General features: G+C 66.5%; 16 protein-coding genes. 8 read left to right on the forward strand and 8 right to left on the reverse strand.

The features are described from left to right. Positions 1 to 21 precede the first annotated feature (21 nt). Together GU920_RS02670 and GU920_RS02675 are read right to left on the reverse strand one after the other, a co-directional pair. The gene (locus tag GU920_RS02670) at positions 22 to 1,359 is read right to left on the reverse strand and encodes an aminotransferase class I/II-fold pyridoxal phosphate-dependent enzyme (protein WP_161765425.1); all 1,338 of its coding nucleotides are present in this window, start codon (positions 1,357 to 1,359) and stop codon (positions 22 to 24) included. Beyond that, positions 1,356 to 8,669, reverse strand: coding sequence for a type I polyketide synthase (locus tag GU920_RS02675; protein ID WP_161765426.1), 7,314 nt, complete (start codon positions 8,667 to 8,669; stop codon positions 1,356 to 1,358). The genes GU920_RS02670 and GU920_RS02675 overlap by 4 nt, the downstream gene beginning before the upstream one ends. A 196-nt stretch (positions 8,670 to 8,865) precedes the next feature. Between GU920_RS02675 and GU920_RS02680 the strand changes: the two genes are divergently transcribed. From GU920_RS02680 to GU920_RS02690, 3 genes are all read left to right on the forward strand, one after another. Beyond that, complete coding sequence (locus tag GU920_RS02680) at positions 8,866 to 9,684, forward strand: ABC transporter permease (protein ID WP_161765427.1); 819 nt, start codon at positions 8,866 to 8,868, stop codon at positions 9,682 to 9,684. Next, positions 9,681 to 10,403: an ABC transporter ATP-binding protein gene (locus GU920_RS02685; protein ID WP_161765428.1), complete on the forward strand. Its 723-nt coding sequence runs from the start codon at positions 9,681 to 9,683 to the stop codon at positions 10,401 to 10,403. Before GU920_RS02680 ends, GU920_RS02685 begins: the two co-directional genes overlap by 4 nt. A gap of 358 nt (positions 10,404 to 10,761) precedes the next feature. Then, complete coding sequence (locus GU920_RS02690) at positions 10,762 to 12,009, forward strand: hypothetical protein (RefSeq protein ID WP_161765429.1); 1,248 nt, start codon at positions 10,762 to 10,764, stop codon at positions 12,007 to 12,009. Here GU920_RS02690 and GU920_RS02695 read toward each other — a convergent pair. Continuing rightward, the gene (locus tag GU920_RS02695; RefSeq protein ID WP_161765430.1) at positions 11,896 to 12,831 is read right to left on the reverse strand and encodes an SDR family NAD(P)-dependent oxidoreductase; all 936 of its coding nucleotides are present in this window, start codon (positions 12,829 to 12,831) and stop codon (positions 11,896 to 11,898) included. The genes GU920_RS02690 and GU920_RS02695 overlap by 114 nt on opposite strands. Before the next feature lie 225 nt (positions 12,832 to 13,056). On the opposite strand from GU920_RS02695, the gene GU920_RS02700 reads away from it, so the two are divergent. From GU920_RS02700 to GU920_RS02720, 5 genes are all read left to right on the forward strand, one after another. Continuing rightward, positions 13,057 to 14,154 (forward strand): polysaccharide biosynthesis/export family protein, encoded by a 1,098-nt coding sequence (locus tag GU920_RS02700; protein WP_161765431.1) that lies wholly within the window; start codon positions 13,057 to 13,059, stop codon positions 14,152 to 14,154. A 93-nt stretch (positions 14,155 to 14,247) separates the two neighbouring features. Next, a complete protein-coding gene (glf, locus tag GU920_RS02705; protein WP_235933011.1) occupies positions 14,248 to 15,399 on the forward strand; it encodes a UDP-galactopyranose mutase in 1,152 nt (383 codons plus the stop codon). Positions 15,400 to 15,521: 122 nt separating this feature from the next. Further along, a complete protein-coding gene (locus GU920_RS02710; protein WP_161765432.1) occupies positions 15,522 to 16,640 on the forward strand; it encodes a hypothetical protein in 1,119 nt (372 codons plus the stop codon). Beyond that, positions 16,630 to 18,507: a glycosyltransferase gene (locus GU920_RS02715; RefSeq protein ID WP_161765433.1), complete on the forward strand. Its 1,878-nt coding sequence runs from the start codon at positions 16,630 to 16,632 to the stop codon at positions 18,505 to 18,507. The genes GU920_RS02710 and GU920_RS02715 overlap by 11 nt, the downstream gene beginning before the upstream one ends. Next, positions 18,504 to 19,535, forward strand: a complete 1,032-nt coding sequence (locus GU920_RS02720) for a glycosyltransferase family 2 protein (RefSeq protein WP_161765434.1) — start codon at positions 18,504 to 18,506, stop codon at positions 19,533 to 19,535. Before GU920_RS02715 ends, GU920_RS02720 begins: the two co-directional genes overlap by 4 nt. A 12-nt stretch (positions 19,536 to 19,547) precedes the next feature. Here the strand turns inward: GU920_RS02720 and GU920_RS02725 are convergent, their stop codons facing one another. The 5 genes from GU920_RS02725 to GU920_RS02745 all read right to left on the reverse strand — a co-directional run bounded on the left by GU920_RS02725 (position 19,548) and on the right by GU920_RS02745 (position 25,060). Continuing rightward, complete coding sequence (locus tag GU920_RS02725; protein ID WP_161765435.1) at positions 19,548 to 20,735, reverse strand: hypothetical protein; 1,188 nt, start codon at positions 20,733 to 20,735, stop codon at positions 19,548 to 19,550. Positions 20,736 to 20,833: 98 nt separating this feature from the next. Continuing rightward, positions 20,834 to 21,727, reverse strand: coding sequence for an energy transducer TonB (locus tag GU920_RS02730; protein ID WP_235933013.1), 894 nt, complete (start codon positions 21,725 to 21,727; stop codon positions 20,834 to 20,836). Then, positions 21,724 to 22,146 (reverse strand): biopolymer transporter ExbD, encoded by a 423-nt coding sequence (locus tag GU920_RS02735; protein ID WP_161765436.1) that lies wholly within the window; start codon positions 22,144 to 22,146, stop codon positions 21,724 to 21,726. The genes GU920_RS02730 and GU920_RS02735 overlap by 4 nt, the downstream gene beginning before the upstream one ends. Continuing rightward, positions 22,143 to 22,961 (reverse strand): tonB-system energizer ExbB, encoded by an 819-nt coding sequence (gene exbB / locus GU920_RS02740; RefSeq protein ID WP_161765437.1) that lies wholly within the window; start codon positions 22,959 to 22,961, stop codon positions 22,143 to 22,145. The genes GU920_RS02735 and exbB overlap by 4 nt, the downstream gene beginning before the upstream one ends. Next, positions 22,961 to 25,060: a TonB-dependent receptor domain-containing protein gene (locus GU920_RS02745; protein WP_161765438.1), complete on the reverse strand. Its 2,100-nt coding sequence runs from the start codon at positions 25,058 to 25,060 to the stop codon at positions 22,961 to 22,963. The genes exbB and GU920_RS02745 overlap by 1 nt, the downstream gene beginning before the upstream one ends. Between the last annotated feature and the right edge of the window lie 144 nt (positions 25,061 to 25,204).

Raw genomic sequence — 25,204 nt, forward strand, 5'->3', positions numbered from 1 at the left:
GCAGGTAGCAGGCCGCGCCCATCACAAAGCCACCAATCCGGGCGGCAGCGCCGTGCCAAAGCCTTCCCGGCGCAGCTGTTCCAGCGCATCCGCCGTAAGGGCGACCGCCTGCCGGATGTCTGCCTCGCTGTGCAGGGCGCTCAGAAAAAAGCGCAGACGTGCGGCCCGCATTGGCACGGCAGGGAACATGACCGGCATCACATTCACCCCGCGTTGCAGCAGCCGTTCCGACAGTTTGGCCGCAAGCAGCGTGTCGCCCACCATCACCGGGACGATGCCGAACGGCCCGGCATTGCCCGTATCCAGCCCGGCTTCGCGTGCGGCGGTCAGGAAGAGGGCGGCGTTTTCCTGCAGGCGCGTGGCGCGACCGGGTTCCACAGCCAGCAGGTCCAGCGCGCACAGCGCCGCCGCTGCAAGCGCCGGGGCAAGCGCGACCGAATAGACAAACCCCGACGCATGGCCGCGCAGCACATCAATTAGCGCCTGAGTGCCCGCAATATAGCCCCCGGTCGCGGCAAGGGTCTTTGACAGGGTCCCCATCCAGATGTCGACCTTGCCTCGATCAATCCCCTCCAGCGCGAAACTGCCCACCCCTCCCGGCCCGACACAGCCCAGCGCGTGCGCCTCATCCACCATGAGCCAGCAGCCGAAGCGTTCCTTCAGCGCGATCAGCGCGCCAAGGGGCGGCGCATCGCCATCCATGGAGAACAGCCCTTCGGTCACGATCAGCGCATGGCGATACTGCGCCCGGTTCTCGATCAGCAACGCCTCGAGCGCGGCCATGTCGTTATGGGCAAAGGCCCGCCGCGCCGCACCCGAAAGCTTCATGCCGATCTGGATCGAGTTGTGGCAGAGCGTGTCATAAAGGATCAGATCGCCCTCGCCCATCAGATGACCGATGGTCGAGACATTGGTGGAATGGCCACTGACAAAGGTCAGCGCGGCGGCAGCGCCATAGTGGCGCGCCAGCGCCGCCTCGAGCGCGTCATGCACCGGGCGGCAGCCCGCCACCAGCCGACTGCCCGAGGGCGAGGTGCCGTAGCGGTCGATCGCCGCCTTCGCGGCCTCGGCCACGCGGGGATCGGCGTTCAGCCCGCAATAATCATAGGACGCGAAATTGAGCAGATCGCGCCCGTCGATCCGGGTCTGCGCCGCGGCATGCCCGTCATGCAGCCGGAAAAAGGGGTTCTCCACCCCGATCAGCGCCCCGGCGCGGCGCATCCGTTCCATCTCCTGATGTTCGGGAAGCTGGGAAAAGGACGGGGCGGGTGCGGCGTTCGCCTCTCCCCGCCGCGTCTGGCGGCGCAGGGCCGCCGCACGCGCTGCGGCAACGGCGTCCGATCGTGCGTCGCCCGTCATTCCGCCGCCTCCGCCGGGGCGGCGACATGGTCTTGCGCCACCGACAGGTGCTGGACGGCCAGACGCACCTCTTCGGTCGCCTCCGCAGGTGCGGCCCCCGCTCCGCCATGCAGGTGTCGCACGATGCGCGCGGCAATCTCCTCGATGCTCAGCGCATCGGACACAAGGCTGACGGGCACGTCGTCACCCAGCGACTCCTGCAGGGTCAGGCCAAGCTCCACCCCCATCAGCGAGTCGATCCCAAGATCCGCGACAGGACGCCCCGGAACGACGGCCTTTTCGGGAACCTGCAGGATATGGGCAATCCGGCCCACCAGCCATGCGGTCAGCCGCGCCTCGGCACGGTCCTGCGTCATCGCGACAAGCGCCGCGCGCAAGTCATCGTCGGATGCCTCACCCTCGGCCCGTTTGCCCAAGGCTTTCAACAGGCCAAAGGCCGGTTCGGCGATGGTGCGCAGTGTGACGGACACCGCGTTCCAGCCCATGGGCGAGATATGGACCACCGGATCCACCGTCAGGCCCAGCGCCAGCAGGCGATCCAGCGCCCGCGTCACCTGAACCCCGGTGAAATCCAGCCCGCCCGACATGCGGCGAACCAGGGCGGCCGTGTCGCGGTCGCGCGTCAGATAACCCACATCGGAGATCGCCCCCCAGCCCACGGCCAGTGCCGGCAGGCCAGCCGCACGCCGTTGCCGGGCGATGCCCTCCAGATAGCCGTTCGCGGCGACATAGGCGGATTGACCGTGGTTCCCGATCAACGTGGCCATGGACGAGAACAGGACAAAGTAATCCAGCCCATCCTGCCGCGTCAGCCGGTCAAGATGCGCAGCACCGGCCACCTTGGCGGGCAGAACACGCGCCAGCACGGCATCTGTCAGCGCCGCCATCGGCATGTCTTCCAACACCATCGCGGAATGGATCACGCCCGCCAGCGGGCGCAGGTCTGCCAAGGCGGCCTCCAACGCGGCGGGATCGGCCACGTCGCAAGCCACGGCCCAGACCTCTGCCCCCTTGTTGCGCCACCGCCGGAAAGCGGCCTCTGCCTCGGGCGACAGATCCGCGCGGCGGCCCATCAGGGCCACGCGACGCGCCCCGCCCTCGATCAGCCACTCCGCCACTTCCAGACCAAGGCCGCCCAAGCCGCCAATCACCAGATGCGTCCGCTCGGGGCAGAGCGGTGCGCGCCCGGTCGGGATATCCTGCATTTGAACCGCCTCGGGCGCGGGCGGGGTGATCAGCACCTTGCCCACATGCCCGGATTTCTGCATCAGGCGGAAGGCCGACACCGCCTCGGCCGGGCCGAAGGCGCGGTAGGGCAAGGGGCGCAGGGCGCCACTGGCGAAGGCGTCCATCACCTCGGCAAAGACCCGCGCGGCCAGATCCGGGCGCGCGGCCATGACCTGATCCACGTCGATGCCGTGATAGCTGATATTCTCCTTCAGCGGCCGCATCCCCATGGCGGTGTTGCCATAGAAATCCTGCTTGCCCAGTTCGAGGAACCGCCCGAAGGGCGCAAGGCAGGCAAGGCTGCGCTCCATCGCGGCACCTGCCAGCCCGTTCAGCACGGCATCCACGCCGCGCCCCCCGGTCAGTTCGCATACCTCATCCGCAAAGCCCAGCGATCGGCTGTCGAGGACATGCTCCACCCCTTCGGCCCGCAAGAGCGACCGCTTCACCCCGGAACCTGCCGTCGCGATTACGCGCAGGCCCAGATGCCGGGCGATCTGGATCGCGGCCAGGCCGACACCGCCCGCCCCACCATGGATCAGCACCCATTCCCCGGCCCGCAGATTGCCCAGCGTCACCAGCGCGTACCACGCGGTGAAGAACGCAACCGGCACGGTCGCCGCCGCCTCGGCCTGCATCCCATCAGGCAGGCGCGCGGCAATATCCGCGCGCACCACGACATGCGAGGCAAAGGAAGACGGGCCAAAGGTCAGGACCGTGTCACCGACAGCAAGGCCTTCCACACCGGGGCCGCAGCGCGAGACCACGCCCGCACATTCGATGCCGATGGTCGGCCCGGCAAAGCCGCGCTCCAGCGCCTCTTCCGGCAGAAGGCCCATGGTCCACATCACGTCGCGGTAGTTCAGCCCCGTCGCGGTGACGGTGACCTCTACCTCGCCCGGTCCCGGCTCCTGCCGCGGCACCACCTCCCAGCGCAGGTCATCCAGTCCGCCCACCGCAGGCGCGACGAGCACCGCCCGCATCGGCGCAGGGGGTGGCAAGGAACCCTGCGTCACACCCTGCGTGACGCGCAGCACCGCGTCCCCATCGGCCCGCAGGATGACCTCGGTTTCCGCTGACTGAGCTGCCACCCGCGCGGCGATGCGGTCCCCCACCTCTTGCGCGGCTAGGGCGGGATCCGGGTCCACCCGCAACAGGGAAAGTGTCGGATTTTCGTTCGCCGCCGAACGGAGAAACGCCCAAAGCGCCGTCTGCGCCGGGTCATGACTTGCGTCCGATCGCCCGGTCCCCCCCGAGACGACACAGATCAACTGCCCATCCCGTGCAGTGGTCTGCGCCACCACATCACGCAGCATCAGGATCCGCCGGGACAGCATGGCCACGGCATCCTCTCCTGTCGCTACCGGCGGGAAGGTGCAGATCACCCTGCCCTGCCCGTCTTGGACCACCCGATCCTGCCGCTGCACCCAACTGTCGGCGATCAGGGCGGCCAGATCTGGCAGCGCGTCAGACGCCGCGCGCGCCGCATTTTCCGGCGCGGCCAGGATCAGCACATTGGCCAAGCCGCAGCCATCGGGAAGGGCGTCGGCCTGCAGCGCGCCAAGACCCAGCCGGGCCACCATATCGGCCCACTCTTCCCGCGCCCACCGCCGCGAGATGGGACCATCCGGCATATGGAACGACGTGAACCAATCCGGGTCGCTCCCATACACCAGATCGGCGAAATCGGATGGCCCGGGCTCCAAAGCGACAAGCCGCCCTGCGGGCGCAAGCGCCGAGTGCAGCAGGGTAAGCAAGGCTTCGGGGCGGGCCGCGGCTCCGATCATGCCATCCGACAGGATCAGGTCGAACGGGCCAGCCGCGCGCATGGCATCAGGCTCTGCCGCGATGCTGCGCACGCGGTCTTGCGCCAGCACGCTGCCCTCTGACGCGCCGGACAGGGCAATCTCGGCGAATGTCGCGCGATCCGGCCCGATGGCCGCCAGCAGCGCGGGAAGCAGGCGGGCAGTACTGTCCGTGACCTCTGCGATCCGGACCATACGCCCCGCGGGCAGGGCCGCAACCACATCGCATACAGCCTGCACCATGGCCAGCCGCCGTCTGCGGCAGTAGACCGACCCCTCTTCCAGATTTTCGATCGCGGCACGCCCGAAGATGCCTTCCGGCAAAGGCAGGGCGTCCGCATCCGTGCGCGCCAGCAGGGGCAGTTGGGCCACAAGATGCGCCAGAACGGCCCGTTCAGGCCCGAGTTCAGGCCCTTTCTCGCCCAGCCACGCCATCAAGGGCGCGGGGTCTGCCGTCCGTGCTGCGTCGGTCAGGCGCCAGCCGCCATCGGTGGCGACCACCATGTCGGACCGCAGCGCGATGCCGATCAATCCGGCAAGATAGGGGCTTGCAGCGGGGGCGGGCAGAAACCCGCCCGGGGCCAGATCACGCAGCGTGACGGCTGCCAAGGCCTGCGCAACGGCCTCGACCAGAAAGATCCCGTCATCGTCGGGTCGAAGCTCGGGCTGTTCTGCCACCCGCTGCGGGGCAGGCGCAGCAAGCACACCTGCCGTTTCCGGCAGGGCGATCTGGCGAAACGCATGCTGGACAAGGCTCACCTCGCGGATCAGCCGAACCGCCTGAAAGCGCACCTGTTCCATCCGGGCGACCCTTTGCCCTTGCCGATTGAACAGGGTGAAATCGGCCAGCACCGACCGGCTGCCCTGTCGCAGCACGCGCAACCTGCCGCTCGCGATCTTTTCATGCGGCAGGTCCAGAACCATGCGCGCGATCCGCACCGGCACGAAGGCCAGCCCGCCCCGCTCGGCAAGGGTTCCCTCCAGCGCGGCGATCAGGCCATGGAACACCGCATCCGCACCGCAGACATCGAGAAGCGTCGCATGGCCGGGCGTCAGTTCAAGCGCGTTTTCCCGCAGCAGAACCTCCACCTCGCCCGGTGCGATCACGCGCGCCCGTTCCACGAGCGCAAAGCCCGGCCCATAGTCCAGCCCGATGCGCCGCGCCGCGACATAGGTCCGCTCGCCCAGCAGATCGCGCGGATCGGCGGCAGGATCGGGCGCCGAGGCCATGGTCGCCTCCGCCTCGGCCGCCCGGAAGAACCGCGCCTGCACATGCAGGCGATAGCTGCCTTCGTCGCCCTTTGCACGTCCGCCGATGGTCAGCCGTGACTGATCCGGCAGGGCACGCACCTGTACTTCGGTCAGCGATTGCCGCGCCAGCACAAGCGGCGCCAGAAGATCGACATCGCGCAGTTCCAGCCGGTGCGTGCCAAGCACCGATGACGCCGCCGCCAGCGCCATTTCCGTCAGCATCGTGCCGGGAACCACCACGCGCCCACCGACGCGATGATCGGCCACGACAGGGCGCATGTGCGCATCCATATCGGAAAACCAGACGCGCGCATCCACCCCTTCCTCGCGGCCCAGTAAGGGATGCTGCACCGCGCTGTCGCCCAGCCGGTTCAGGATGCCCGGCGTGCGGTCGATGCGCACCTCTACCGGGTTCCACGGATAGGTGGGCAGATCTGCCCGCATCCCGCGCGGGCGCGGCAGAACCCGGTTGCCATCCAGCCGCAGGCCCTGGACCACGGCCCGCGCGAGGATCCGATCCACCGGGTTGATGCCGATCCCTTCATCGCTGCGATCCAGCGTCGGCAGGATCGCGCCCCCCTCCGCCGGAAGACATCCCGCCATATAGGCCTGCAGCACGGGTGATGGCCCGATCTCGACAAAGGCCTGCAAACCCATGTCGCGCAGCGTGGCCATGGCCGTGACAAAGGCCACCGGGCGGCGGACGTTCTCGCACCAATAGCCGCTGTCCAACGCCTCGCCCTCGGTCCTCTGCCCCGTGACAGATGACACGAAGGGGATTTGCGCCCGACCGGGGGACAGGTCTGCAAGCCCCGCGCGCAGGGCAACCGCCACGCTGTCCACGGCGCTGCTGTGATAGGGATAGTCGATGGCCAGCCGCACCGCAGGCCAGCGCAGGCTGCGCCGGGCGTGGCGCAGGAAGGCGTCCAGCTCCCCGGCCTCGCCCACGACCGACACGCTGCGCGGGCTGTTTTCGGCCGCGATCTCAAGCCCACCGCCGAAACGGGCGATGGCCTCGGCCACATCGGGGGCCGGGGCCTGCACGGCGGCCATCGTCCCCCGCCCGCGCAGTTTCTGCAAAGCCGTGCTGCGGCGATGGATCACCCTCAGCGCCTGATCGAGCGTCAGCGCCCCGCTCGCACAGGCTGCTGCAACCTCACCCCCGGAATGGCCCATGACGGCGGCAGGGCGCAGCCCCCGCGCCCCAAGCGCCCAGACCAGCGCCATCTGATCGGCGAACAACAGCGGCTGGGCCACCTCGGCATCGCGCAACTGCTCGTCCAGGTCGCCCGCCCGCATCCGTGCGATGATCGACCAGCCCGCCACCGCCCGAAAGGCGCGGTCGATCCGCCGCAGACCCCGCGCATAGTCGGGATCGCGCGCCATCGCCACCAGACCCATGCCAGAATACTGCGACCCGTTGCCGGAAAAGACGAACGCCGCAGGTGCATCGCGCAGCGCGCTGCTTGCGGTCACAAGGCGCGGGTCCCCGTTGCCGGACGCCCCGTCGACCAGTGCAGCCGCGGCCGCTTCGGGATCATCGCAGATCAGCGCCGCACGCTGGGGCAGACGCCCGCGATAGGCCGCAGCCTCGGCGCAAAGCTCGCGCAGGCCCGCGCGGCCCGCCTCGGCGGCGACGAGGGGCTGCCAGTTGCGCATGGACCGGCGCAGCGCCTCTTCTCCCGTCGCGCTTAAAAACAGGATCGGCGCATCCGTGCCGCCTGCCGTCAAGGGCGGGCGCACCGATGGCTGCACACTTTCAAGGATGGCATGGGCATTGGCCCCGCCGAACCCGAAGGAGCTGACCCCGGCGAAAAGCGGGCCTTCTGCAAGCGTCACATGATCCTGCGCCACGGCGAGGTTCAGATCGGCAAAGGGGATGCCCGGGTTCAGTTCGGATGCGTGCAAGGTGGCGGGGAACTGCCGCCGCTCCATCGCGACGAGCGCCTTCAGCAGGCCTGCCACACCGGATGCAGGTTCCAGATGCCCGATGTTCGACTTCACCGATCCGATGGGCAGCGGGGCGGTGCGCGCCTGTCCGAGCACGCGGCCCAGCGCTGATGCCTCGACGGGATCACCCGCAAGCGTGCCGGTCCCATGCGCCTCGACAAAGGCAAGCGCGGCGGGATCAATACCGCAGCGATCGTAAACCCGCCGCAACAGCGCCGCCTGACCATCTGCCGACGGCAGGGCCACGTTCAGCGTGCGCCCGTCGGTGTTCGTCTCCACCCCCACGAGCGCGGCATAGGCCCGGCGCGGCCCCAGCGCGGCGGCCGTCTTGCGTTCCAGAACAAAGGCAACCGCGCCTTCGGCCCGCACATACCCATCCGCCCGCGCCGAAAACGGCTGGCAGCGCCCCACCGGCGACAGCATCCGCGCGGCCGAGAAACCCACATAATGGATCGGGTCAAGGATGGCGTTCACGCCCGCCACGATCGCGGTGTCAACCTCGCCCCGCAGCAGGGCTTCTTCGGCCAGACGCAGCGCCACGATCGACGAGGAGCAGGCGGTATCCACCGTGATCGACGGGCCGCGCAGGTCCAGCGCATGCGAGATGCGGTTGGAGACAAGCGCCAGCGTGTTGCCGGTCATCAGATAGCTGTCAGTAACCGCCGCATCCTGCGCCAGACGCGCCGCATGGGCCATGGCCGAACAGCCCACGAAGACGCCCACATTCTTGCCTGCAAGCCCATCGGGCGGCAGACCGGCATCTTCCAGCGCCTCCCACGCGACCTGCAGAAGAAGGCGTTGCTGCGGGTCCATCTGCCCTGCCTCGCGCGGGGAAATGCCGAAGGCTGCCGAATCAAAGCACCACAGATCCGGAACGATCCCGGCCGCGAAGGTATAGGTCTTGCCTTTGGTTCCCGGCACGGGATGCAGAAAGTACTCATGCACCCAGCGGTCCCGCGGCACCTCGGTGACCGCATCGCCGCGCGCGAAAAGCAATTCTGAAAACTGCGCGACGTTTGCCGCACCGGGAAGGCGGCAGGAACGTCCGGTGATGAAAATCCGTCGGACCAAGGGCACTCACATTTCCGGCACATGCCGGATCACTTGTTACAAGTCGCGGCCACCACAAGAACCGCGACAGAATTAGTTAGCGGAGGATAGCGCGCCGGGTCAATGTTTCGAGAAGCGGGTTGCTGATTTCTTCATTCTGTACCAAAGCTGTGCACAAGAGGCGCCCTTTTTTTTGCCGCCGTCGAGAGTGAGACAGTAACCAGTGACCGCCGGATCGCCCCTGTCCAGCGTTGAAACCGCGCGCAGCCCGTCCTTCCGCACCTGCCTGCGGATCCAGATCCGCACGATCTTTGCCCTGATCCTGCGCGAAACGCGCGTGCGCTATGGGCGGTCGCGCATGGGGTATGCCTGGGCCTTCATCGAACCCATCCTGATCGTCGCCTTCATTTCGCTTGCCATATCGGGGATCATCGGGCGCCGCGCGCTTTCTTATGAATTTGGCATTTTCTACGCGCTCGGGGTGGTGAATTTTCAGTTCTTCCGCCACGCCTGCATCTTCATCGGCCAGTCGATCGAGGCGAATGCCCCGCTGTTCAACTATCCGGCGGTTCACGAAGTCGACGCCGCCCTTGCGCGGATCATCCTTGAAGCGGCGACTTATCTTGTCATCAACCTTGCGATCTTCCTTTTCATCGTCCTTGTCTTCGGGGCCACCTGGCCTGCCCATCCCGAAGCGATGATCATCGCCTTTCTGGGCCTTGCAATGCTGGCCTTTGGCGTGGGCCTGAACCTGGCCGCGCTGCAGCGCCGTTTCGAGATGACGTTGCAGATCTACGGCCTTGTGACGGCGCCGCTGCTGCTGCTTTCCGCGGTCATCTTCTCGCTTGAGAATGTCAGCCCCGAATATCGCGCGATCCTGATCTGGAACCCCGTCGTCCACGGGGTCGAAGGCGCACGCATGGGTTACTACACCAGTTACGGCGAAACCTATGTCAGCTTTGGCTATCTGTACTTCGTCGGCCTGACTGCCGTGGCGCTGGGACTGTTCCAGGTGCTTCTCACGCGCCGGGGCATGCGATGATCCGGCTGATCGACGTGACCAAGACCTATCGGATGCAGGGCGGCGGGCGGCGCTGGGTTCTCAACGGCGTCACGGTGACGCTGCCGCGTCGCAACATCGGGATCCTTGGCCGGAACGGGGCGGGAAAATCCACGCTTCTGCGCATGATCTCGGGCATCGTCGATCCCGACCGTGGCCGCATCCATCGCGATGTGCGGGTGTCATGGCCCATCGGTTTTCGCGGCAGCTTCCAGAAACAGCTCACCGGGTTGGAGAATGTGCGTTTTGTCGCGCGCCTCTACGGGATGGACGAACGCGAGGTGATCCGCAAGGTCGCCGACTTTGCCGAACTTGGCCCCTTCCTGTTGCAGCCCGTTCGCACCTATTCCTCGGGCATGAACGCGCGGCTTGCCTTCGGGCTGTCCATGGCCATTCCGTTCGACACCTATCTTGTCGATGAATTGATGAGCGTGGGCGATGCGAACTTCAAGCAGAAGTCGCGCGACAGCTTCGAAGCGCTTCTCAAGGATTCCCGGATCATCATGGCCTCTCATTCCATGGGTGCGCTGCGCAGCTATTGCGACAGCGCGCTTCTGATCGACAACGGGCGCGTCATCTTCTTCGATGACCTGGCCGATGGCATCGAGGCCTATTTCGACATCAACGGAATCCCCAAGGACAAGCAGGGCCGACGGCACCGCCGGAACGCGGCGGAATGGAGTTTTGACAGTGACGACTGACGACATGGACACGCCCTCGCCCTCGCGCCGCAAGACGGCTGGTCGCACCGGCCCGAAGACGGGCGGCGGGCCGCGCGCCACCGCAGCGCGCAGCAAAGGCGCCGGCAAGGGAACAGGAACCCCGCGGCGCGCCGCCGCGCAGGCCGCGACGGGGACAGCGGCCAAGCGGCCGCGATCTGCGGCGAAGGCTTCGGCAACCACCGCGTCCAAGGGACGCGCGCGTCCGCGCGCAGGCGCGGCGGAAGCCAGGGCATCAACCGGGCGTGTCCGGCGCGACGGACCCGCGCCATCGCCCGATGAGACCGGCCTCGCGCCAAGCCCCAATGCCGGCGAACCGCCGTCAGGCGCCATACCCCCCTTGTCCGCGCCCGATCCGGCACCGGCCGAACCCCAGCCCGAACCGACCGCCCCCGCCCCACGGGACGCGGCGGTTTTCTCTGCCGGTCCGGTCGATCTGCTGACCGCAGAAGAAGAGCGGATGTTCAGCCGCACGACGCGCTGGTCTTTTGTGTTTCTGGTTCTGTTGCCGTTCATCGCCGCGGCGGGTTATCTCAGCTTCTTCGCGGCGGATCGCTATGCCGTGGAAGTGAAGTTCGCCGTCCGATCGCCCACCGGCCTGCCTTCAACCGATCTCATCGGTATGGTGACGGGCGGCGCGGCCGCGACAACGCGGTCGGATGCCTATATGGTGGTGGAATACCTGCAAAGCCGCCAGTTCCTTGACGAGGTGTCAACCCGGCTCGATCTGCCCGTGATCTATGCCACCGATCTGGCCGATCCCCTGATGCGGCTTGAACGCGACGCCAGCAAGGAGGATCAGGTGGGCTACCTCGAGCGTGTCCTGCATCCCAGCTATGATGCGACCGCTGAGATCATCACGGTGGAGGCGCAGGCCTTCACCCCGAATGATGCCCTCCGGGTCGCCTCTGCGGTGCTCGACACGGCCGAGGCGATGGTCAACCGCCTGTCCGAACAGGCCCGCAGCGACACCGTGCGTCTGGCCGAGGCCGAGCTTGCCCGCGCCGAGGCCGCCCTCAAGGCGCAGCGCGCCGCCATCGCGGCCTTCCGCGAAAACGAGCAGAGCATCGACCCCAACCAGACCGTCGCCACGCAGGAAAACGTCCTGCGCGATCTGCAAAGCCAACTGGCAACCGCGCAGGCGGAAATGCGCAGCCTGCGTGCCTTCCTGTCCTCAGACGCCCCGAGCATCCGCGTTCTGGGCAGCAGAATTGCCTCGATCGAAAACCAGATCGCGCAAGAGCGCGCCAACCTTGGGCGGGGCCGCACCGACGGCGCCGCGCCTGCAGCGCCCTCAGAGACCGATGCCGATACGCTGAACTCTGCCGTCTCGCTTTACGAAGCCCTAGCCGTGGATCTTGAATTTCACGAACGCACCTATGTTTCGGCTTTGTCATCGCTCGAGGCTGCGCGGCTGGAGGCGGACCGCCAGCAGCGCTATCTCGCCGCGGTCGTCCTGCCATCCCTGCCTGAGTCACCCACCTATCCCCGCGTTTTCCTGTCGCTCGCGCTGGTCTTTTCTGTCTGCTTCTTCACCTGGGGGATCGTGTCGATGTTCATCCATGTGATCCGCGAACACATGCGGTGAAGCGGCGCGCGAAGGCGGGGCGGGCAGCCGGTTCAGCAGCCGCCGCTCGCGCCATTGCAGAAAAGGCAACAGGATGGGTGCCAGCCACCACATCAGGCCGACCGGCAGGCTTGGCAAGACGACATAGCGGCCGCGATCCATCCCGCGGATCAGCGCTTGCGCCACCGCTGTGGCGGTCATCCGTGCCGCACCCCCCGCCATGCGCGCGGTGACCGGCGACCGTTCGCGTTCCTCGCGCTGCAGCATGGGCGTGTCGGTATCCGGGGGCAGGCACAGCGTGACGGTGATGCCCTGCCCCGCCAGTTCCACGCGCAGGATATCGGCAAGGCCCCGCAGCGCGAATTTTGCCGGCGCATAGGCGGCATAGCCATAGATCCCGATGATTCCCCCCGCCGATCCAAGCAGGCCGATCGCCGCCCCGCGCGCCAGATGCGGGGTCACGGCGCGCACCACCCAGAGGCTGCCGAAATAGTTCACCTCCATCCCGCGCCGATGCGCCGCATCGGACAGGGCCATCGTCTCGCCCAGATCCACGGACCCGGTCGACAGCACCACACGCTGCGGCGCGCCAAGATCACGGATCGCGGCAGAGACCGCGCGCGTCACGGCCTCGGAATCGGACACGTCCACGGCATAAAGACCAACCACGGTTCCCGGCACCGTCTGTCGGATCAGGTCTGCCGCTGCTTGGAGCCTTGCGGCGTCGCGGGCGAAGAGGCCGATCCGGCCGTAGTCCTGTGCCAGAAGCATGGCAACCGCCAGCCCGATCCCGCTGGATCCGCCCGTGACAAAGGCGCATCCCGCCCGAACCCTGTCGCCCATACCCGGCCTCGCTTGCACGCCTACAACACAAGCACCGCAACACCCCACCTCGGCTGGACAGGACTTGGCGCTTCGTTTACCAATCCGGGCATACTAGTAGCCGGAATGTAACGATCAATGCCAGTCGCCCTGCACGGACAACCGCACGATCCAGATGCAGGGAATTGGCCGCGCGCCACCCGCGCCGCTTTTGCAAACCCGTCCCGACGCAGCGCACTGCTGGGCATGGTGGCCCTGCTTGCCGCCTGCGGCTTGCCGCAGCAGGGGCCGCGCACGCCTGCCATCGTCGATGGCGCGACCGACAGCCGCTATGTGCTTATTGATGTCGACGCTGCCAGCGTGCAACGCCTCGGCCATCCCTTGCGCCGCGGCCTGCGCGGCCTTGGAACGACGGCGGCAAGCCAGCCTTCCCAATCGGTGGGCATTGGCGATGTCCTTGACATCCGCATCCTTGAGGCAGGCAGCGGCGGCCTCTTTGCGCAGGCCAATGGCGGCGCAGGCGGAACCGAATTTCCGGGGATCGTGGTCAATCGCGAAGGGCGCATCTCGTTGCCCTATGTGGGATCCATCGCCGTGTCGGGGCAAAGCCCGACCCAGATCGAAGATCGAATCGTCAATGCCCTGCGCGGCAAGGCGATCGAACCGCAGGCGCTGGTGCGTGTCGCCGCGACCGATGGCGACATGCTGACGCTTGCAGGGGATGTCACCAATCCCGGCCCCTTCAAGATCAGCCTGCGCGGCAGCCGCCTGTCCGAGGCGATCGCGGGCGCGGGCGGCAGCCGTTTTCCCGCGCATGAGACGCGGGTCTCCCTCATCCGGGACGGCCGACGCGCCGACGCGCAGCTTGACAACATCCTGCTGGACCCGCGCAGCGACATCGCGATGCAGCGTGGCGATCTGGTGGTGCTCACGCATGAGCCGCCGCGCTACACGCTGACGGGTGCAGTGGGGCGCCCGGGCACCTTCACCCTGCCCGGCACCGAATATTCGGTGCTCGAGGCCGTCGCCGCCGCCGGCGGGCCAAATGACAACCGCGCCGATGCCTCTGGCGTCTATCTGTTCCGATACGAACCGCGCGATCGTCTTGCCACAGTCGGAAAATCCGCGCTCGCCACCGGTCAGGCCACCTCGGCCGGTGTGCCTACGGTCTATCGCTTCGACATGTCCAAACCGGACATGCAGTTCTATGCGCGCAGTTTCCTCTTGGCCGATGGCGATGCGCTCTACGTCTCGAATGCGGGTTCGGTGCAGCTGGACAAGATCCTTGGCCTGTTCGACCTCGGCCTGACGGCCGCGAACAGGGTGGAGAACGTCACCCAGTAAGGCCGCCATCGCCGCGCGCGGATCGCAGAAAGGGCTTGTTTCGGCGGCACTTACTGCGATAGTCGGGCAGTGTAGTTAGTGATGGTTCGGGTAATGAGTACAAGTTGCCTCATGGTCGGGGCTGGTCTTTCGGGCGCTGTGATCGGGCGGCGGCTGGCCGAGCAAGGCCACAAGATTACGGTGATGGATGGCCGCCCCCATATCGGCGGCAACTGCCACACCGAGCGCGACACCGAAACGGGTGTCCTCGTGCATCTCTACGGCCCCCATATCTTCCATACCGACGACGAAGAGGTGTGGGCCTATGTCAACCGCTTCGCCACCTTTCGCCCCTACAAGAACCGGGTAAAGACCACGACGCGCGGCGCGGTCTACTCGCTGCCTATCAACCTGCACACGATCAACCAGTTCTTCGGCCAGACCCTGCGCCCGGAAGAGGCGCGCCGCTTCATCGAAGCCAAGGCCGACACCACGATCAGCGATCCGCAGACCTTTGAAGAGCAGGCCCTGCGCTTTGTCGGCCGCGATCTCTATGAGGCGTTCTTTCAGGGCTACACGATCAAGCAATGGGGCTGTTCGCCGACCGAGCTTCCGGCAAGCATCCTCAAACGGCTGCCGGTGCGGTTCAACTATGATGACAACTATTTCTTCCACCGCTTTCAGGGGATGCCGGAGGAAGGCTATACAGCCATGATCGCCCGCATCCTCGATCATCCGAACATCACGGTCCATCTTGAGGCGACCGTGACGCGGGACCGGGCCGCCGCCTTTGATCATGTGTTCTACTCCGGCCCCATCGACGGCTGGTTCGATTTCAGGCTGGGTCGGCTTGGCTATCGCACGCTGGATTTCGAACGCTTCTCGCACAAGGGCGATTGGCAGGGCTGCGCGGTGATGAATTACGGCGATGTGGATGTGCCCTGGACGCGCATCACCGAACACAAGCATTTCGCCCCTTGGGAAAGCCACGACGGCTCTGTCCTGTACCGCGAATATTCGCGGGCCTGCGGGCCGGATGACATCCCCTATTACCCGATCCGTCAGGTCGCCGAGAAATCGCTGCTGGCCGAATATGTCGCACTCGCCCGGGCCGAGGAGAATGTCACCTTCACGGGCAGGCTGGGCACCTATCGCTATCTCGACATGGACGTGACGATCCGCGAGGCGCTCGATTGCGCGGCGGCCTATCTGCGCGCGGTCGGCGATGGCGGCGCCATGCCTGCCTTCACGGTCAATCCGCTTTAAGGGGGGGCAGGTACGGGGCGCGACGGCGCGGCCCCCATGGCCTTCATCCGCCGGACCGCGCCTCTGACAGCCGCGACGCGACGGGCGGCATCGGTCAAAACCTGCAACGACAGACGAGTATCATGCGAGTCATCTGCCATATCGGGCATCACAAGACGGGGACGACGACGCTACAGGCCTTCCTGTCGCAGAACTTTGCCGCCCTGATCAAGGCAGGCACCCTCTATCCCTGGACGGAAAGCGAAGGCGCCGCGCTAGCCCTGTCGCAGACGCTCCACCCTGCGGGATGGTCGCGCCCCCTGTTGCCCATCAATTTCCGCGAGGCCCACAACGCGCTTGCCTTCCGGATGCTGGCCGACACGCTGCCGAAATGGAAAGTGCCGCCCTATCACCGGATGCTGCCCCATTCCCGGCAGATGCTGCTGTCGGTCCGCAACCAGATCAACACCCTGGCCCCTTCGACCGTCGTGCTGTGCTCGGAGGTGATGTCGCATTTCGGTCTGGTCGCGCCGGAGCAGATCACCCGCCTGCGCGACGAAGCCTTCCCTGACGCCAAGGACATCCGCCTCTGGTGCACCTTGCGCCGCCCGGATGAACAGCTTGTCTCATGGCACGGTCAGCAGGTGCGCTTTGGACAGTCCCCGCCGCCGCTGTCGGATGTGGAGCGCGGCCTCAAACTTGACAGCCTGCATGTCGATTATCGCGGGGTGATAGAGCCATGGCTGCAAAGGCTTGGCGGGGCGACCCCGGTCCTGCGGCCCTATCGCGAAACACTGGCCGAGGGCGGCTCGGTCGAGGATTTCCTGCGCCATTCCGGCGCCACGGTTCCGCGCGGCCTTGCCAGCGCCCCCACGCTCAACATCAGCCGCAAGCCGGGGATCGTGCTGCTCTTGCGACAGGCGAACGCCGCCTTGCCTGCCCCGCTTGCCCAGGAACTTGCCGACTGGCTTGACGGGAAAGGGGCGAACCTGACGCTCGCCTCGACATCCGACGTCGAATTCCTCGGCCCGGACGCCCGCCACCGTTTGGCCGAGCGGTTCCGGCCCATTCACGATTGGCTGTCCGAGGTCACGGGTCGCCCTGCCTTTTTCACCGATCTGGATCGGATGACGGCCTGCAACCCGATGTCAGAGGATGCCGCGCTGCGCCAGCTTCTGGATCAGCTTCGCCCGTCGTTCACCGACGACATCCGCTCGCCTCAGATCCGCGATTTCCTGAAGGGCCTGCGCCATGCCGCATGATGTGTTTGCCGCCGGGGATGCCCGGCCCTCCGCCATCGCCGAACCATCGGCCACGGTCCTGCAGGCCTTGCTCTGGCCGGAACCGGGGATCATCACGGAACACGCGCTCTTCTACCGGCTGGGCGGAAAATCCGCCTTCAACGATGCAGGCAACGACATCCAGTTCGAGCCGGGCGGTCATGCCAGTTTTGACACAGCCGCGAACCTGTTCAACATCGGCAAATGGTGGCGCTCTACCGGGATCGAGGATCTGCGCCTGCATCTGCGCGGGGCCGGGCGCTTCGAGCTGGTGGTGTTTCAGGTGCTGCCCGAACGATCCTGGGAACAACTGGCCCACCGTGTCGTCACGCTTGCGCCGGACTGCGAGATTGACCTGTCGCATTTCAGGCGTCTCAAGGTTGCGGGGCTTTTGTACTTCACGCTGACCGCGCTGGAGGCAGGGCATCTTGCCGGGGCAAGCTGGATCACGCGGCAGCCGCCCCGCCGCCTGCCCCGCATCGCCCTGTCGATCACCACCTTCCGGCGCGAAGCTGCCGTCCGTCGGACTGTTGAACGCTTTGACGACTTCATGGCCAGATCGCCGCTCGCAGGGTATCTGCACCTTATCGTGGTGGACAACGGGCAAAGCGCGGGCATCGCACCCCGGCCCCATGTCACCCCGATCGCGAATGAAAATCTCGGCGGCTCGGGTGGCTTCGCGCGCGGCCTGACCGAGGCAGAGGCCCGCGGCTTCACCCACTGCATCTTCATGGATGATGACGCCTCGATCACTCTGGGCGCAGTGGAACGGGTCTGGGCCTTTCTCGCCTATGCCCTCGACGAAGGAACGGCCGTTTCCGGCGGTCTGGCCATGGCCAATCACCGCTGGTCGATCTGGGAAAACGGCGCCACCTTCGATCGGCGGTGCCGCCCGCAATGGCTCGGCACAGACATGCGCGATTTCGGCCAGATCACGCATATGGAAATCGCCACAACCCGCCGCTCGCCAGATAACTTCTACGGTGGCTGGTGGTTCTTTGCCTTTCCCATCGCGGGGCTGCGCTATCGCCCCTTCCCCTTCTTCGTGCGCGGCGACGATGTCAGCTTCTCCATCGCGAATGGCTTCGACATCGTCACCCTGCCCGGCGTCATCTGTTTTCAGGACGAAGATTTCGCCGACAAGGAAAGCCTGCAGACCCTCTACCTCGACCTGCGCAGCCATCTCGTGCATCACCTTGCCCTGCCCGGGTTGGATATCGGGCGCAAGGCAACGGTCGGCATCGCCTTTGATTTCTTCATGCGCAGCCTGCTGCAATGCCATTACGAAACGCTGGAGGCGCTCAACCTCGCGGTTGAGGATGTCATGCAGGGACCTGCGTTCTTCGCCGCCAATGCCGACATGTCCGCCCGCCGCAGCGCCCTGTCCGCCATCCGAAAGGTAGAAAGCTGGCAACCGTTGGCGGGCGACCCGCCGCCGGCTCGGTTCCGGGTCAACCTCCACGGGCCGGGCTTTCGGGCCCGCCTCTGGCGCCGCCTGCTCAACCTGTCGCTGAACGGCTATCTGTTGCCCTTCTTCGGGCGCTGGGGAAATGAGGTGACGCTGCGCTCTGGCCAACGCGGGGATGTGGGCGCGCATTGGGGCGCGGCGCGTATCACCTATGTCAGCGCGGACGGAACCAAAACCTTCACCGTCCGCCATTCGAAGCGTGTGGCGCTGCCGCAGGTTCTGCGCATGATCCGTAACCTGCGCACCCTGTCCCGCCGCTATGACCGGATCAAGGCGGATTGGCGCACGGGCTATGACGCGCTGGCCACACAGGGGTTCTGGGCGCAGCAATTCGCCGCCACGGATGGGCCGGCTGACCCTGAGACAGGAGGCAGCAGATGACCGCGCGCTGGTCCCTCGTCTCTACCATGCATGGCTTGCCCGAGACGATCCTTCCCTGCGTGGCCCATCACCTGCAGACCGATGCGGAGAAACTCTATATCTATCTCGATGCGCCCAATCCACCGGTCGAGGCGGCGCTGGCCGATCATCCGCGTTGCATCGTGACGGTCTGTGATGATGACTATTGGGCAGCCCGGCCCAAGGGCCGTCCGGCAGGGGTGGTGCGCAGGCAACTGGTCAACCTGCGCCACGCAAAGCGCAGGGCAGAATCTGACTGGCTGGTCCATGTCGACAGTGACGAGTTTCTGGTCCCGACCGACCCGGCCACCCCCTTCAGCCTGTCACGAGAACTGGCCCTTGTGCCATCCCATCATGACTGGGCGCGCATCGCCCCGATGGAACGGGTGCTGCTGCCCGGGCAGGACCAGCAGACGATCTTCGACGGCGTCTTCCGCGCCCAGACCGAAGACCGCGTCCTGATTGCCGCAGCCTACCGGGACGCGGCCATGTTTTTGCAGAATGGCCTGTCCGGGCACAGCCGCGGCAAGATCGCCTTCCGGCGGACCACGCAACTGGCCTTGGGGTTGCATGACCTGTCCGCGCGGAAAGGGCCCGAAGCGACGGACGAAAGCGCCCCGGAAGACCTGCCCCCGTTCACCGCGCTAAAGGCCACGCGTCTTTTGCATTTCGAAGGCTGGACCGCCCTGCACTGGACGTCAAAGCTTCTGCGTTTCGTCGAAGCCGGCCGGACGACCGGTCATAATCGCGGCAGGCGGGCGGCTGTGAATTTCATGGCGACCGAGCCAGACGGTCATGCACGTCTTGCCCTGTTCGACCGTGTGCAGCGGCTTTCGGAAACGGGTCTCGATCTGCTGTCGCGCGAAGGTGTCTTGCGGACGGCACCCTTTGCGGTGGCTGGACAGGTCATCGAAACATTCCCAAAGGTGGCGCTGAACTTTTCTGCGGCAGCGTTCGACGCCCATCTGCGCCTGGCAGATGCCGATTTCATGCAAAGGAACGGCCTTTAGGGACGCCGCGGTCTAGACCAGCGCCCCCGAACCCGTTTCACGGTCCTGCCTTTTCCGCCGACGTGGCGCGCGCGGCGGGCTCGCGGCGCCCTGCGTTGCTTTCCCGTGCAGCCGCGCGATCCGCCGCTCCAGCAGAAAGCCTGGCCAGGCCTCATTCGCGTGATCGAGCATGTCATTCATCTGCGCGGCCAGCACAGCCACGGCACGCAGCGTGGTGCTGTCGAAATGGTCTTTCGGGTCATGGGATTGCGCCACTGGCACAGCCTCATCGACAGCACGATCCAACTCGTCCTGCATCAAGGGTCTGCTGCCAAAGAACCGCGCGTCCAGATCGCGCGCATCGCTGCGATAGGTGGCGCGAATGCGTTCGGCCAGCGTCTTGTGCAGCATCAGCCGGGTGCCGGGCGCCGAGCGGCCCGGCATCGCGGCCAAGGCAGGCGCGATCTGCCAGCCCATGGCATGGCGCAGTTTCCGATCGCGCGCGGCAAGCTGATCCTGAACCAGCCTGACCAGAAGCAGGTCCTCCAGACACAAGGATTCGTTTGATGCGGGAACGGATTGAATGCGGACAGGGCGGTCCGCGCCGAATGCAGTCTCGACAAAGTCTTGCAGGACCGATCCCCCCGTCAGTTCCGACCGGATCATCGGCCGCAGCAGGAAATGCCCGGAAAACACCGTATCCCAACGTGTCAGCCGGGGCATGTAAATAAACCGCCCGTTCCTGACGACCTTGGCAAAGAAATCCTCGGGCGTGCCGGCGAACAGGCCCAGTTTCACATTCTCGGCGAAGCTGGACAGGATCCGCGCAGCATGGGGGCGGACATAGCAGATCACCGAATGATCCGTGACATGTGGCAACAGGAACCGCTGCAAGACCGTATGTGCCGCGACCGGATCCGCGCCTTCGAACTCCTCTCCCGACAGCACGGCAACGTCGAAATCCCCGCGCCGCAGGGCGTCGGAGATTTGCGGCAAACCCGGAAAAGCCGCTGATCCCGGCAGGGTCCGGCCCTTTGTCACGAACGAGTCGAAATGCCGGGTCAGATAGTTATGCGCCATCCGCCCAGGATAGAGGATACGCCCCGACACAAGGCTGACCCGGCCTGTAGCAAAGGCCTCTTGTATCGTTGTCGATCCAGTCTTGTGATGCCCGATATGGAACACCAGCTTTCGGTCCAACGCACCGGACGACATCGTCACCCTCACACCATCAACGCAGCACACAGACGCAACACTGACCATCTCTGCGCGGTCAAGACAAGTCGCCATCTGCGGAAATTTTGCAGGCAGTGTGGGCCCTAGCGTCCTACGAATTCAAAGGCAAACCGTGTGGCCGCACCCTCGGGCGGGGGCGGAAAGGGGGCAGCGCGCCGGATATGGTCCATCGCCACCTGATCCAGCGCCAAGGAGCCCGAGGATGACACCACCGCCACCCGGCGCAGCCCGCCATCCGCCCCGATCTCGAACCCCACGGTGACCACCCCGCGCTCAGGCGCCTTCTGCCGCCGCAGCTTCGCGATCTGGCGCATCACCCGGTCGCCATAGCGCGCGGCCTCCTGCCCGCCTGCCACACGCCGCTCTTGCGCGGGCCGCGCCGCCTGGTTCGACCCTGCGGGTTGCGCCGGTGCGGCAAGGGCGGTTTCCTGCGCTGCGGGTGCGGGTTCTGCAGCAGGCGCAGGGGCGGCGTCCGCCCGCTGCCGCTCGGGTCGCGGCTCCTCTTCGGCCGGGCGATCCGGCCGCGCCATCGGGCGCGGGCTTTGCGCCAAGGCGGGGGGGGCCTCGGCCACCTCTGGCGGGGGTGGAGGCGGGGCCGTCGCGGCCATCACCGGCGGCTGATCGGCGATGGGAAGCTGTGGCATCGGCTCCAATGACGGCACGGGCGGCGTGTGCAGGGGCGGCGCATCGTTCAGAACGGGCGGCGCCAGCACCGGCGCCGCCTCGGCCTGTGGCGCAACCGGCGCTTCGGGCGCGGTCATCGCGGCCACATCAGGCGGCGCCGAGGGCAGCACCGCCGACATCGGCACCACGCCGACCGACAGGTCCAGCGCCACAGCCTCGACCGGCCCGTCCCCCTCAGGCCCCGGCGCGGCACGAAGCGCCGCCGTTGCCGCCCCGGCGAACAGGGCGGCTGACAGCATCGCCGCCGCGCCCCAGCCTGCCAGATCATGCCGCCGGTCAAACGCGCCAATCATCCGCCTGCCGCCTCCTTGCCCACAAGCGCCACCTTCATCCAGCCCGCTGCCCGCAGCGCATCCAGCAGTTCCATCATCTGCGCATAGGGCAGCGCGGCATCCCCCCGGACCAGCACCGTCCGCGTTCGATCACCTTCGCTCGCCGTCTCCAAGGCGGCGGCCAGCCCGTCGCGCGGAACTTCCGCATCGCCCACCGACCACGCCCCTTCCGCCGACACGGTCAGCCAGACCGGCTCGGCAGGGCGTTCCTGCGGGGTTGCGGAACTGGTGGGCAGGTTCACCGGCACATCCACCGTGGACAGGGGGGCCGCCACCATGAACACGATCAAGAGGACCAGCATCACGTCGATAAAGGGCGTGACGTTGATCTCGGCCGCCACATCGTCCTCGTCGCCTTCGCGCGGCAGCCCCCCGCTCATGCGCCGACCCTCCGCTCTGCCTCGCGCCGGTCAAGATCGCGGCCGAGCAGCACCTCGAGCATGACCGCCACATCGGCCATGGCCTGCCGCAGGCCCGCGATGCGCCGCTGCACGCCGTTGTAGACGATGACCGCCGGAATGGCCGCCACAAGCCCGAACCCCGTCACCAAAAGCGCCTCGGCAATGCCCGGCGCCACCACGGCAAGGTTCGTCGTGCCTTCGGCACTGATGGCAAGGAAGGATGACATGATCCCCCAGACCGTGCCGAACAGCCCGATGAACGGCGCTGTCGCCGCCACCGTGGCCAGCATCCCCGTCCCGCGCCGCAACCGGGCCGTCGCCTGCCCGCCCACCCGTTCCAGCCGGGCGCGGACGCGTTCCTTCACGCCCGCCGGTCCGGCCTGCGCCAGCAGGGGCAGCGCCAGGCTGTGCTCTTCCTGCGCCGCGCGCGCCATCGCGGCGCCAGGACAGCGCCGCCCTTCAAGCATCCGCGCCGCCTCTTCCAGCGTGGTAGCCCGGCCCAGTGACGCAAGGCTCTGGCGCAACCGATGCCCGGCCAGCCACAGCTCCCCCGCCTTGTAGAAAAGCACCGTCACCACCGCAAACAGACCCAGCGCCAGCACAAGGCTGACCGCCTGCACCACCCAATGCGCCGCCCCGATCATCTCGACCACCGGCACGGGCGCATGGATCGGCGCAAGCGTGGCAGGATCAGGCGCCGGGGGGGTCAGGGGGGCGGGTTCGCCCCCCTGCTGCGCCATGCCCAGACCCGGCACCCCGGCCAAGATCACCGCAAGGATCGGCAGCCCGCGCATCAGAAGGTGATCCGCTTGGCCACCGACAGCTTCGCCGTCCGTCCCACCGCATTGTCGAGGCTCAGGTTGTTGCGATAGGCCCGGTCAAAGACATTCTCGACCGACAGGTTCACATCCAGCCCCGCCAGCGGCCCTTCCTCCGGCGACCATGTCAGGAAGATGTCATGGGTGTCATAGGATGCCCCGCTCGTCGTCGCGCTCGAGGTGCGGATCTTGTCGAAATAGCTCGCCCGCCAGCCGATGGTCAGGCCCTGTTCCGGCAGCTTCGCCCCCACTGTCAGCACCACATTCTCGGCCGGCGTGTCCGGCAGCGTCAGCCCGGTCGCCCGGTTCTTCGATTTCACATGGGCATATGCCAGCTGGGCGAACCACCGATCCGCGTCATAGGCGGCCTCCACCTCGGCCCCCCACAACTCCGCCGCCGCGATGTTGGAGAAGTACGGCACCGCAGGCCCCCCGGCCACACGCGGGGTGGTGGCGATCATGTTGGTCAGGTCATTGTGGAAGGCCGTCACCTTCATCTGGAAGCTGTCGCCCTCGGCCAGCCACCCCTCGCGCTGGAAGGTGAAGCCCAACTCCACCGTATCCGCCTCTTCCTTCTTGAGGTTCAGGCTTGGCGTCCGTGCGGGCAGCACACCCGCCGCCTCGCTGGAATAAAGCTCATCCAGCGTCGGCATCCGCTCGGTCCGCGCCAGCGATCCGAAGACGGCAAAGCTGTCATTCAACTCGTACATCGCCGCGATCTTGGGCGAGATGGCGGTGTCGTCCTGCACCAAGGCGCCCGCTGCGGCGGCCGATGCGCCCGGGGTCTGCTTGCCGAAATCCACCCGCACGCCCGGGATGATCGTCAGCCGCTCACCATAGGTGAATTCGCCTTGGGCATAGAGCCCCATCCGCCGATCCGTCCCCTCGGGATGAAAGCCCAGCGCCCCCAGCGACGATGTCGCACTGCGCTTTTGCTCCGATACCTGCACGCCTACGGTCAGGTAATTCTCCCACGCGCCCGCGCTCAGATCGGCGGTGTTCTCAAGCTTCAGCGTCGTCGTGGCATACCCGTAAGAGCTGTCGCACAGCACCTGGAACGTCCCCGGAGCGCAGGATGCGCCCAGCGTGTAGTTGTCCTTCTCCACGCTCGTATCGGTGTAGGAAAGCTGTGCCGTGACATCCAGAAGCGGGTTGTCGCGGAACTCGTTCCGCCAGGCGAGCGTCAGCGTATCATCCACCGCATGCAGGTCGTGCAGGCCAAAGGCGCCCACCGTGGCGCCCCCCGTCTGGGCCACCGGCGTGCGGTCCAGATCGCTGTCGGTGCGCGACAGCGTCAGCGTCAGGCTCTGCTCCTCGTCCTCGCCGAAATACCACCGGCCCTTCAGCAATCCCGACATGCCTTCATAGGCCGTGCCCGCGATCCGGTTGCCGGCCCCGTCAACCTTGTCGTTGCCGGTGCTGACGTTGAAACCGGCAAGGTATTCGGCATTGCCCGCCCGTGTGGCCGAGATGATGCCCAGCTTCACGCCGTCACCATTGCTGTCATAGGTCGAGGAAAACCGCAGCGCGCGGGTTTCGCCCTCTTCCAGAAAATCACTCGCGTCGCGCGTGGTGAAATTCACCGCGCCGCCGATGGCCCCCGATCCGTACAACGTAGATGAGGCAGGCCCCTTCAGCACCTCCACCCGCTTGTAGAGGTCCAGATCGCCAAAGAACGATCCCATCCGATAGCTTTCATAGAACTTCGGCGCCCCATCGACATTGACGATGATCCGCGCCTCGGATGCCGTCTGTTCGCTGTTGCCGATGCCCCGGATGTTGAACGCCTGACCCAGCGGCCGCGCTGATGCCCCCGCCCCCTGCACGCCCGGCACCGATTTGAACAGATCGCCGATATTGGATGGCTGGTCCCGTTCCAGTTCCTCTGCCTCGATCGTGCTGACGGCCTGTGGCGTGTCGATGGCCACCTTGGCCGTCCCGGTGCCAAGGATGATGCGCCCCAGCACCTGGAAGAACCCTTCGTTGTCCTGCGCGGCCGCAGGCGCGGCGCAAAGCAGAATCACAGGAACAGTGCACAGCAGTCGCGCCCGTTGGGCGCCGGTTCGGATCGGCATGGTTACCCCTTTTTGTCTTGTTCTTGAAAGGGCTGGCCGGGCGGATCGCTTGGCTGGCGGCAAGTCGGCCCCGCCTTGCGGATATTCCGACTTGATCTGTCAGGAAATGGCTTCTAGAAAGCCCGACTGTAACTGTCAAGTATC

Source organism: Paragemmobacter ruber, from assembly GCF_009908315.1.
GTDB lineage: Bacteria > Pseudomonadota > Alphaproteobacteria > Rhodobacterales > Rhodobacteraceae > Paragemmobacter > Paragemmobacter ruber.